The following is a 6258-nucleotide window of genomic DNA, read 5'->3' on the forward strand; positions in this document are numbered from 1 at the left end:
AGGCCGGGCTGTCGATACGCTGGCTCCGCACGGGGCGGGCAGCGAAGGGGAATCACGTGGGTGTGGGGGATCCGTTGACGCAAGTGCCTCGGCTGCGGCTGGACGAGCTGCTCGACGAGCTCCAAGCGCGTATCGACGCCGTACGCGGCACCCGCGACCGGGTGCACAGCCTGCTGGAGGCCGTCGTCTCGGTGGGCCGGGAGCTGGACCTGGCCCAGGTGCTACGGCGGATCGTGGAGGCAGCGGCCCTGCTCGTGGACGCCGACTACGGGGCGCTGGGGGTCATCGGCCCCGACGGCCGCACCCTGTCGCAGTTCCTGACCGTGGGGCTCGACGAGGAGGCCATCGCCGAAATCGGTCCCCTGCCGGCCGGTCACGGTCTGCTCGGGGAGGTCATCCACCACCCGGAGCCCTTGCGCCTCACCGATCTCGGCGCGCACACCTCGTCGTACGGCTTTCCGCCGCACCACCCGCCGATGCGCACGTTTCTCGGCGTGCCGATCCGGGTGCGGGACGAGGTGTTCGGGAACCTCTATCTGACCGACAAGCGGGGCGGCGTCGATTTCGACACCGAGGACGAGACGGTGATCTCCACCCTCTCGGTGGCGGCGGGCGTGGCGATCGACAACGCGCGGCTGTACGAGGCGTCGCAGCGCCAGCAGCGGTGGCTCAAGGCCAATGCGGAGATCACCGAGAGCCTGCTGTCGGGCAGTTCCCGTCCGGCGGTGCTGGAGCTCATCGCCCTCCGGGCCCGGGAGATCACGGGCGCCCGGATCTCGGACATCTCCATGCCGGTTCCCGGCGCCGAGGGGTTGTTCGTGGAGTTCGCGGCCGGTGCGGACAGCAAGGCCCGGCAGGGACTCGTCGTCCCCTTCGCGGGATCCCTCTCGGGAACCGCTCACCGGACCGGGCAACCCGTGGCGGTCGTTCACGCCTCGGACGACGACCGCTATCCGGCCGATGCCCAGACACAGGGCGGGCTGGGTCCTGCCGTCGCGGTCCCGCTGGGCACCGCCGGAGGAGAGAGCAGGGGCGTGCTCCTCCTCGCGCGCGCAGCCGGCGAGCCCGTCTTCGGCGAGAACGAGTTGGAGCCGCTCGTCGCCTTCGCGGGTCAGGCAGCAATCGCCTTGGAGCTGGCGGAGCGGCGACGTGACGCCGAGCAGATAGCACTGCTGGAGGAGCGCGACCGGATCGCGAGAGACCTGCACGACCTGGCCATCCAGCGGCTCTTCGCCACGGGAATGACCCTCCAGAGCGCCGCACGGCTCGTCGAGCACGAGGGGGCCGCCGAGCGCATCAGCCGTGCGGTCGACGACCTGGACGAGACAATTAAGATCATCCGATCGACGATCTTCGGTCTGCGCACCAAGGACCGTGAGAGCGGACCGGGTCTGCGGGCCCGCGCTGCCCGGGCGGTCGGCGACGCGGCCACCACCCTCGGCCATCCGCCGCGTCTGAGCATGGAGGGCCTGCTCGACACGGACGTCCCGTCCGAGGTGGCCGACCACGTCATGGCGGCGCTGGGCGAGCTCCTGAGCAACGCCGCGCGCCACGCGGGGGCGACCAGGGTCGCCGTGGCCCTCAAGGCGGAACCGGGCGAGATCGTGCTGACGGTCTCCGACAACGGCAGGGGTGTCCCGGTCCAGGGCCGCAGGAGCGGTCTGCTCAACCTCGACGACCGGGCGCGGGGCCTGGGCGGGTCCTTCACCGTTGACACCCCCGACGACGGGGGCAGCCGACTCGTCTGGCGGGCACCGCTCCCCACCGGGAGCTGAGGGGACCGACTCGATCATCCCCGGGCAGCCGTCTCCGGCAGCGTCCTCTCCGCCTCCAGCCGGAATCCGGCGACGAGGTCGGGACGGATCCGCAGGGCTCGGGTCATGGGGCGTCCCACCCAGGGAGGCAGCAGGGAAGCGACCCGGGCCGCCTCGTCGGCGTCGGTCACCGGACACGCGTAGCCGGTGATGACGACGCTTCAGCCGAGGTGGGTGACGGGATCGATGGCGTCCGCTTCGTAGGCGACGACCACACCAGGGACATCGGCCGGGGCCACGAGGGAGGCGAGTGCCCCGTCGTCGTGGATCCGCACGATGATGTCCCCGCCCTCGACGAGATGGTTGACCGGACGGACTGCCGGCAGCGCGTGCTGCGTGAAGACGATGCGCCCCAGGGACACCGTCGCCACGAGCCTGAGCGCCTCGGCCCTGTCGAGCTCGCGCATGCGCCGGGTGGCCGCCATGTCGCCATCCTGACCGTCGGTGCGCCGTATGCCGCCAGCCTCGTTCATGCTGCGCACCTTCATCCGGTATCGATCGGTCCTTGCGGCTTCCGAGTTACCAGCCTCTCTCGATCACCACGAGAACCAGGGCCCAACGGTCCCGAACCGGGCCCCGGTTTCGGACACCGCCCTGGTCAAGCCACCACGAGCCGCAGCTCGCGGTCGGCGCCGAGCACCCGCATCGAATTGGCCACCAGAGGCGGCACGCCGTACAGCCGGAACCGGGTTCCGGTCGAGTAGCAGCGGTGGTGCACGCGCAGGAAGAGGTCGATGCCCGCGCTGTCGCAGAAGGAGATCCCGGACAGGTCGAGGACGAGGTTGCGGTGACCGTACGCGGCGAGGGCGGTGAGTCGGGGTTCTACCTGCCGCGCCGTGTGGAAGTCGAGTTCTCCTGCCAAGGTGACGCGCACGTCGCCGTCGCTCCTCACCGCGGTCTTCAGATCGATCAAGGTAGTCGTCATGGAACCTCCATGCTGCGTGCGGCTCTGCGGTCGAGCCGCCCCTCTCCCCGTGCGGCACCAGCTCACCGCACGCGGTCCGGCCCCGGGAAGGTCCACATGCCCCCCGCGCAGGGCCGAAGGTCCCTGTTCCCCGGGCGCCCCGTCGCGCGGGAAAGGGCCCGATGAGGGCCGATCGGCCCTGTCCGTTCGGCCCCTTCGACAGGCAGGATGCGGGAGTTCGTCCTCCCAGGACGAACCCAGGCGAAGGAGTTGTGTCATGACCGACAGCGGTGGCCCTTCCCCCACCAGGACGCCGATCACGGTCTTCCTCCTCGACGACCACGAGGTCGTACGCCGAGGGGTGCACGACCTGCTGGACGCGGAGCCCGACCTGAACGTGGTCGGTGAGGCGGGCACGGCGGAACAGGCCCTGATCCGCATCCCCGCGCTGCGTCCCCAGGTGGCGGTCCTCGACGTACGGCTCCAGGACGGTGACGGCGTGAGCGTGTGCCGTGAGCTGCGCTCGCGGATGCCCGACCTGGCCTGCCTGATGCTCACCTCGTTCGACGACGAGGAGGCCCTGCTGGACGCCGTGATGGCGGGCGCCTCCGGTTACGTGCTGAAGCAGATCACCGGAACCGACCTGGTCACCGCCGTCCGCACGGTCGCGGCCGGCCAGTCCATGCTCGATCCCGGAGCCACGACCCGGCTGATGGCCCGCATGCGCGGCGACGTCCCCAAGGAGGAGCAGGTCCCCGGTCTGCCCGGCTTCACCGACCGGGAGAAGGAGGTCCTCGTCCTGGTCAGCGAGGGGCTCACCAACCGGGAAATCGGCAAACGGATGTACCTCGCGGAGAAGACCGTCAAGAACATCATCTCGCGCCTGTTCACCAAACTGGGCGTGGAGCGCCGCGTCCAAGCCGCCGTGATCGCCAGTCATACTCTGATCCCGCCGAGCCAGCGCCCCGTCCCGTCCGCCGAATAGTCGACGGACCGGGCACGCGATGGCCGGGCACGCCGTACAGTCGCGTGCCCGGCCTCCATCCTGACCCTGTCCGGATCAGGCGTGCGGGACCACCGCGACAGGACAGACCGCGTGGTGCAGGACGGCATGGGCCACGGACCCGATGTGCGCCCCCACCGCCGACTCGCGGACGCGGCGGCCCACAACGAGCAGCTGCGCGTCCGACGCGGCGCTGAGCAGCACCTGGCCACCGCTGCCCAGCTCCACGTGCGCGACGACTTCGACCTCCGGGTACTTCAGCCGCCACGGCTCCAGCGCCTGCTCCAGCGCGGCCTTCTCGTACGGCTCCAGGCCACCGAACTGGTCGGCGATCCACATGGACCCGGGGCTGTAGCCGTAGACCGGGGGCAGGCTCCAGGCACGGACCGCACGGAGCGGCACCTTGCGTGCCGCGGCCGCCTCGAATCCGACGCGTAGTACCTCGGCGGACTCCTCCACGCCGCCCTGCTGTCCGACGACGACCTCGCCCTCTTCCGGCACGGCCACCGGCCTGCCGTGCGCGGAGCGTACGGAGACGACGGGGCACTCGGCGGCGGCGATCACCTGCCGACCGTATGAACCCAGCAGGAAACCGACCAGGGCTCCGTGCCCGCGCGTGCCGATGACCAGCATCTCAGCGCCCTTGGCGGCGTGCAGCAGGGCCGGCACGGGCGCGTCGGAGAGCACTTCCGCGGTGAGGGCCAGCCCCGGGTACCGGTGGGTGAGCTCGCCCTCCACCTCCTTCAGGACGTCGTCGGCGCGCCGGGCTTCGGTGTCCCGGTCCTGGACGATCGGGGCTGCGAGCGGCTGCCACAGCCAGGCGTGGACCACGTGCAGGGGCAGGTCACGCCGTACGGCTTCCCGTGCGGCCCAGTCCGCCGCGGCCCGGCTCTGAGGGGATCCGTCCACTCCGACAACCAGGGTGCGCTTCACGAGTCTGTCCTCCGTACCGATGCCGGGGCATCGAGGTCGGTCGTCAGGGGAGCGGCGCCGGCCGGGGGGACCGGCGTCGCTGACCTCACCCTCCCGGCTGAACGCCGTGGCACACAGGGGCCAACAGTCCCTCCCCCAGGGCCGGTCCTCCCCTCGCGGCGCCGACTCGGGGAAGGCAGTGTGGAGGCATCGGCTCAGTCGACGAACGTCCCGGACCGTCGCACTCAGGAGCGGGCATGACCTCGTACCCCATTTCGGAGCTCGACGCGCACTGGCGCGCCGCCAACTACTTGGCAGTCGGCCAGATCTACCTCATGGACAACCCCCTGCTCACCGAGCCGCTGAGGCCCGAGCACATCAAGCCGCGACTGCTCGGCCACTGGGGCACCTCTCCCGGCCTGAACCTCGTCCACACCCACCTCAACCGCGTGATCAAGGGCCGGTCGCTGGACGCACTGTGCGTCTGGGGTCCGGGCCACGGCGGCCCTGCCGTCCTTGCCAACTCATGGCTGGAAGGCACGTACACCGAGACCTACCCGGACATCACGCGGGACGCGGCCGGCATGGCCAAACTGTTCCGGCAGTTCTCCTTTCCCGGTGGCGTGCCGAGCCACGTGGCCCCCGAGACGCCCGGCTCCATCCACGAGGGCGGCGAGCTCGGTTACGCCCTCGCCCACGCCTACGGAGCCGCCTTCGACCACCCCGGCCTGCTGGTCGCCTGCGTCATCGGGGACGGCGAGGCCGAGACGGGGCCGCTGGCCGCGTCCTGGCACTCGAACAAGTTCCTCGACCCGGTCCACGACGGCGCGGTCCTGCCGGTCCTGCACCTGAACGGCTACAAGATCGCCAATCCGACGGTGCTGTCCCGGATCCCCGAGGACGAGCTCGATGCGCTGCTGCGCGGTTACGGGCACGATCCGCTGTACGTGACCGGCAGCGACCCCGCCCAGGTCCATCACGCCATGACCCGCGCCGTGGACCACGCCGTGGACCGCATCGCACTCATTCAGCAGGAAGCCCGGACAGCGGGTACCGGCACGCAGCGCGAGCGCGCACGCTGGCCGATGATCGTGCTGCGTACCCCCAAGGGCTGGACCGGCCCCGCGACCGTCGACGGCGACCCGGTCGAGGGCACGTGGCGGGCTCACCAGGTCCCACTGGCCGGGGTACGCGAGAACCCGGCGCACCTGAAGCAGCTGGAGGACTGGCTGCGCTCGTACCGGCCGCAGGAGCTCTTCGACGCCGACGGGCGCCCCACCGAGCAGGTCCTCGCCTGTCTCCCGCAGGGCGATCACCGCCTGGGCGCCGTCCCGTATGCGAACGGTGGCCGGCTGCTGCGGCCCCTCCCGCTGCCCGCTCTCGACACCTACGCCGTCCCTGTCGAAAAGCGAGGCAGCAGCCTCCACGAACCGACCCGCGTCCTGGGGCACTTCCTCACCCAGATCATGCGGGACACGGACGGACGGCGGGACTTCAGGGTCGTCGGACCGGATGAGACCGCCTCGAACCGGCTGGACGACCTGTACGAGGCCACCGGCAAGGCCTGGCAGGGCATCACGGAGGCCACGGACCGGAACCTGTCCCGCGACGGCCGGGTCATGGAG

At 71.0% G+C, this 6258-nt stretch carries 4 protein-coding genes and 2 pseudogenes; 3 read left to right on the plus strand and 3 right to left on the minus strand.

Features of this window, described 5'->3' with window-relative positions:
• Positions 1-56 precede the first annotated feature (56 nt).
• A complete protein-coding gene (locus PV721_RS39920; protein WP_319733260.1) occupies positions 57-1775 on the plus strand; it encodes a GAF domain-containing sensor histidine kinase in 1719 nt (572 codons plus the stop codon).
• A 14-nt stretch (positions 1776-1789) separates the two neighbouring features.
• On the opposite strand, the pseudogene PV721_RS39925 reads toward PV721_RS39920, so the two are convergent.
• Positions 1790-2239 (minus strand): annotated as a pseudogene (locus tag PV721_RS39925) (pyridoxamine 5'-phosphate oxidase family protein).
• A gap of 173 nt (positions 2240-2412) precedes the next feature.
• Positions 2413-2739: an STAS domain-containing protein gene (locus PV721_RS39930; RefSeq protein WP_319733253.1), complete on the minus strand. Its 327-nt coding sequence runs from the start codon at positions 2737-2739 to the stop codon at positions 2413-2415.
• Between the two features lie 256 nt (positions 2740-2995).
• Here PV721_RS39930 and PV721_RS39935 point away from each other — a divergent pair, with 256 nt between their 5' ends.
• Positions 2996-3703 carry a response regulator gene (locus PV721_RS39935; protein WP_079403842.1) on the plus strand — a complete coding sequence of 236 codons (708 nt, stop codon included), beginning with the start codon at positions 2996-2998 and terminating at the stop codon, positions 3701-3703.
• A gap of 75 nt (positions 3704-3778) precedes the next feature.
• On the opposite strand, the gene PV721_RS39940 is transcribed toward PV721_RS39935, so the two are convergent.
• Positions 3779-4654, minus strand: coding sequence for a universal stress protein (locus tag PV721_RS39940; RefSeq protein ID WP_319733257.1), 876 nt, complete (start codon positions 4652-4654; stop codon positions 3779-3781).
• Positions 4655-4890: 236 nt separating this feature from the next.
• Between PV721_RS39940 and PV721_RS39945 the strand changes: the two are divergent.
• Positions 4891-6258 (plus strand): annotated as a pseudogene (locus PV721_RS39945) (phosphoketolase family protein); the annotation flags it as partial.

The sequence above is a fragment of the Streptomyces sp. MB09-01 genome (assembly GCF_033794505.1).
Lineage (GTDB): Bacteria > Actinomycetota > Actinomycetes > Streptomycetales > Streptomycetaceae > Streptomyces.